The sequence below is a fragment of the Kitasatospora sp. NPDC092948 genome (assembly GCF_044754805.1).
In the GTDB taxonomy this organism is placed as follows: Bacteria; Actinomycetota; Actinomycetes; order Streptomycetales; family Streptomycetaceae; genus Kitasatospora.
The window spans coordinates 1-4579 of sequence record NZ_JBIVPU010000031.1 but is presented as its reverse complement, the minus strand read 5'-3'; the positions used below and the strand labels follow the sequence as shown (position 1 = coordinate 4579).

The following is a 4579-nucleotide window of genomic DNA, read 5'->3' as shown; positions in this document are numbered from 1 at the left end:
GTCGGGCGGGGGTGTCCTCGTTCGGGATCAGTGGCACCAATGCTCATGTGATTCTCGAACAGGCGCCGGAGGAACCGGAAGTGACGGCGAGCCGGCTGGAACTTCCGCCGCCGGTTCTGCTGTCCGCGACCGATGCGCCGGCCTTGGCCCGGCAGGCCGATGCGTTGCTCAGCCATCTCGACCGCAACCCGGATGCCGAGCCCCGAATGCTGGCAGCGGCGCTGGCGCACCGCAGCCGGCACCCGTACGGCGCCGGGGTGCTCACCGAGGACCGTGCCACCCTGCGTGCGGCGCTGCGGGCACTTGCCGAGGGCGAGGTGCACGATGCGCTGCTCACCGGTGAGCGGGCCGCCGGCCGGGCTGTCTTCGTGTTCCCCGGACAGGGTTCGCAGTGGCCTGCAATGGCCCGTGAACTGCTGGAATCCAGCCCGGTTTTCCTCGCCGAGATCGAAGCCTGCGCGGCAACCGCCGCGGAGTTCGTCGACTGGGACCTGGTCGCGGTGCTGCGCGGCGACCCGGGCGCCCCGTCCTTGGAGCGCGTGGACGTGGTACAGCCCGCACTGTTCGCCGTGATGGTCGGCCTCGCCGCGCTCTGGCGAGCGGCAGGTGTGGAACCGGAGGCGGTGGTGGGGCACTCGCAGGGCGAGATCGCGGCCGCGTACGTGGCCGGGGCGCTCTCGCTGCGGGACGCCGTCAAACTGGTCACGCTGCGCAGTCAGGCCCTGCTCCAGATGGCCGGTGCCGGCGGGATGGTCTCGGTCGCCCTGGGCGTCGACGCGCTGCGGCCGATACTGGCACAGCACGAAGGCGAGTTGGAGATCGCGGTGCGCAACGGCCCGACGGCCACCGTGGTCGCCGGTGGCGACAGTGCGCTGGGCGAGCTGCTCGCCTGGTGCGAGCGACAAGGGGCGCGAGCGCGGCGGATTCCGGTCGACTATGCCTCCCACACCAGCCATGTGGAGCCGCTGCGCGAGGAGTTGCTGCGGATCGGCGCGGACCTGGAGCCGCGGTCCGGTGCCGTCGCCTACTACTCCGGAGTCACCGGTGGGGAACTCCCGGACACCGCCGTGTTGGATGCCGAGTACTGGTACCGCAACCTGCGGGAGACGGTTCGCTTCGAGGACGTCGTGCACAGCCTGATCGACGCCGGCCACCGTCGTTTCGTGGAGGTCAGCCCGCACCCCGTGCTCACTTTTGCGGTCGACGACATTCTGGCCGCCCGCGAGGTACGGGCCTTCGCCGCAGGCACGCTGCGGCGCGACCACGGCGGCCCGGCGGGATTCCGCCGGGCGCTGACGGCGGCCGAACTCGGTGGCCTGCCCGTCGCCTGGTCCAGCACCCCGCCCGCCGCGTTGCCGGCCACGCAGCCGCCGACCTACAGTTTCGCCGCCGATCGCCACTGGCTGGCTCCGCAGCCGGGCCGGTCGCAGAGTGAGGGACTCGGGAGCGCCGGGGAACGGCATCCGCTACTGAGCACCCTGGTCCCGCTCGCCGAAGGCGGCGGCATGCTGCTGACCGGCCGGATCGACGGGCGCACCGAACCGTGGCTCAGCGACCACCAAGTTCTGGGAACGGTCCTGGTACCCGGTACGGCTTTCCTTGAACTCATCCTCAAGAGCGGGCAATTGATCGATGCCGCCGAGGTGCGCGAGCTCACTGTGCTGGCTCCGCTGACGCTGGCCGATGGGTACCCGGTTCAGCTCCAACTGATGGTCGGCGCTCCGAACGAGGACGGCTGTCGCACCGCCGACCTGCATGCGCGCACCAGCGACGCGCTCCCCTGGACCCGTCACGCCACCGCGCTGCTGGCACCCGTGGGCTCGGACCCGGCCTCCTGGGCGCCCGCCGCCTGGCTGCCCGCCGGTGCCGTGCCGGTTGACGTCTCCGGCGTCTATCAGGACCTCTATGCGCGGGGCTATGACTACGGGCCCGCCTTTCAGGGACTGACCGCGGCCTGGCGGAGCGGCGGCCGGCTGTATGTCGAGATCGCAGCTGTGGACATGCTGACCGGCGGATCCGGTCCGGCCGCCGATGCGTTCACCCTGCACCCTGCGCAACTGGACGCCGCTCTGCACCCTGTGGTCGCCGGACTGCTCGATGACGGGTCGGCCGAACCGCAGCGGCCGCTGCTGCCGTTCGCCTTCGAGGGCCTGCGGATGCTTCGGTCGGGGCACGACGGCGGTGCGCTTCGCGTGGTGATAGAGCCGCTGGGCGGGGCGCGGTTCCGCTTTGCGATCTCGGACGAGTCCGGCGCTCCGCTGGCCGAGATCGCCGCGCTGGCGTTCCGATCCATGGACCGGGCCCAACTGGCTGGGGGCCAGGCGCTGCGGACGCACCGGATCGACTGGCAGCCTGTCGGCGAGGTCGGCACCACCCCGGTCGCGAGTGGGGTGGCGCTGCTCACCGGCCTGGGCGACGCGGCGCTGGTGACGGGCGCCACCCGGGTCGCCGGTTCGCTCGCAGACCTGCTCACCGCCGGCCCGCCGCCCGAGCTGCTGGTCGTGCCGATCGGACGGGCCGCCGGTGACGGCACGTCGGACCCGATCACCGCCGCACACGCCTGGACTTCCGCCGCCCTGTCGCTGCTTCAGCGCTGGTTGGCCGAGCCCGCACCGGAACCGGGATCCCGGCTCCAGTTCGTGGCTCCGGCCGACGAGTTGGCGACCGGGGCGGTGCGTGGCCTGATCCGCAGCGCCGCTGCCGAACATCCGGACCGGGTCGGCCTCACCGTGGTGGACGGCCCGACCCCGGTCGACCTGATCGCCGCGCACCTCACGGAGCGGGAGACCGAGGTCCGCCGGGGTGCGGTCCTGGTGCCGCGCCTGGTGGTGGTCGAGCAGACTCCGAGCGACCCCGCGCCGACCACTGGTCGGGCCGACGTGAAGCCCACTTCGGCGACCGGATCGGGCACCGCTCTCATTACCGGCGGCACCGGCGCGCTCGGCGCCGTCGTCGCCCGCCACCTTGCCGCCCGGCCCGAAGCGCCGCACCTGCTGCTGGTCAGCCGAAGCGGCCCGCAGGCCCCCGGCGCGGCCGAGCTCGTCGCAGAGCTCCGCACGCTCGGCGCCGAGGCCACTGTGGCTGCCTGTGACGTAACCGACCGCACCGCGTTGGCCGACCTGCTCGCCGCGATCCCCGCCGATCGGCCACTGCGCTCGGTGATCCATGCCGCAGGCCTGTTGGCGGATGCCCTGATCGCCGACCTGACGCCGGATCAACTCCATGCCGTACTGCGCCCCAAGGTGGATGCCGGCTGGCTGCTCCATGATCTGACGCTCGCCCACCCTGTCACCGAGTTCGTGCTGTTCTCGTCTGCGGTCGGCACCCTCGGTGTGCCGGGGCAGGCCAACTACGCGGCAGGCAACGCCTTCCTGGACGCGCTCGCCCGGCACCGAAGGGCCGCCGGCCTGCCTGCCGTCGCCCTGGCCTGGGGCCTGTGGGAGGAGACCGGTGCGATGACCGGCCACCTTGGGGCCGCGGACTGGGGGCGACTGGCCAGGTACGGAATCGGCCCGGTGCCGACCACGCCCGCACTCGACCTCCTGGATGCTGTACCGGACCGGTCACAGCTCGTGGTGTCCCCCTGGGACGAGACGGTGCTGCGGGCCGAGGCCATGGCGGGCCGGCTTCCGGCACTGTTCAGCTCGGTGGTGCGGGTACCCATGACGGGTGGCGGCAAGGCTGCTTCCGGGCGCCAGGCATGGGCCCGACGACTGGCCGCAGTGCCGGTGCACGATCGTTTGCGCATTCTCACCGGGTTGCTCCGCGAGCAGGTCGCACAGGTGCTCGGACACCAGGAGGCCGATTCGATCGCCTCCGAGCGTGCGTTCAAGGAGCTGGGATTCGACTCCCTGACTGCCGTCGAGCTGCGTAACCGTATCAACGCCCTCAGCGGGCTGACGCTGCCGGCCACCGTGGTCTTCGAGTACCCCACCTTGGCCGCGCTGGCCGGTCACCTCTTCGAAGCGCTTGGTGAGCCGGGCAGTCGGGAGGTGCGGCAGGCCGTTGCGGCGGCGGTGTCGGCCGGTGGTTCGGACGATCCGGTGGTGATCGTGGGGATGGGGTGTCGGTTCCCGGGTGGGGTGTCCTCGCCCGAGGAGTTGTGGGAGCTGGTGGCGAGTGGGGCGGATGCGACCGGTGACTTTCCGACCGACCGCGGCTGGGACTTGGAGGCGCTCTACCACCCGGACCCGGAGCATCGCGGCACCACGTACACCCGCCGCGGCGGATTCCTCTACGACGCGGGTGAGTTCGATGCCGCCTTTTTCGGTATGAGTCCGCGCGAGGCGCTGGCCACCGATCCGCAGCAGCGGTTGCTGTTGCAGGTGTCCTGGGAGGCGCTGGAGCGGGCGGGGATCGATCCGCACACGCTGAAGGACACCGACACCGGCGTCTTCATCGGCGCCATGTACGACGACTACGGCTCCCGGCTCCATCAGGTGCCCGAGGAGGTGGAGGGCCTGCTGCTGGCCGGCAACGAGTCGAGTGTGGCGTCGGGGCGGATTGCGTATGTGTTGGGGTTGCGGGGGCGGGCGTTGACGGTGGATACGGCGTGTTCGTCGTCGTTGGTGGCGTTGGA

1 protein-coding gene is annotated in these 4579 nt (G+C 71.7%); it reads left to right on the top strand.

Translation table 11 applies throughout. The features are described 5' to 3' along the window. Positions 1-11: 11 nt before the first annotated feature. The coding region (locus ACIQF6_RS36215) for an SDR family NAD(P)-dependent oxidoreductase (protein WP_400903283.1) at positions 12-4579 on the top strand (4568 nt) is incomplete at its 3' end.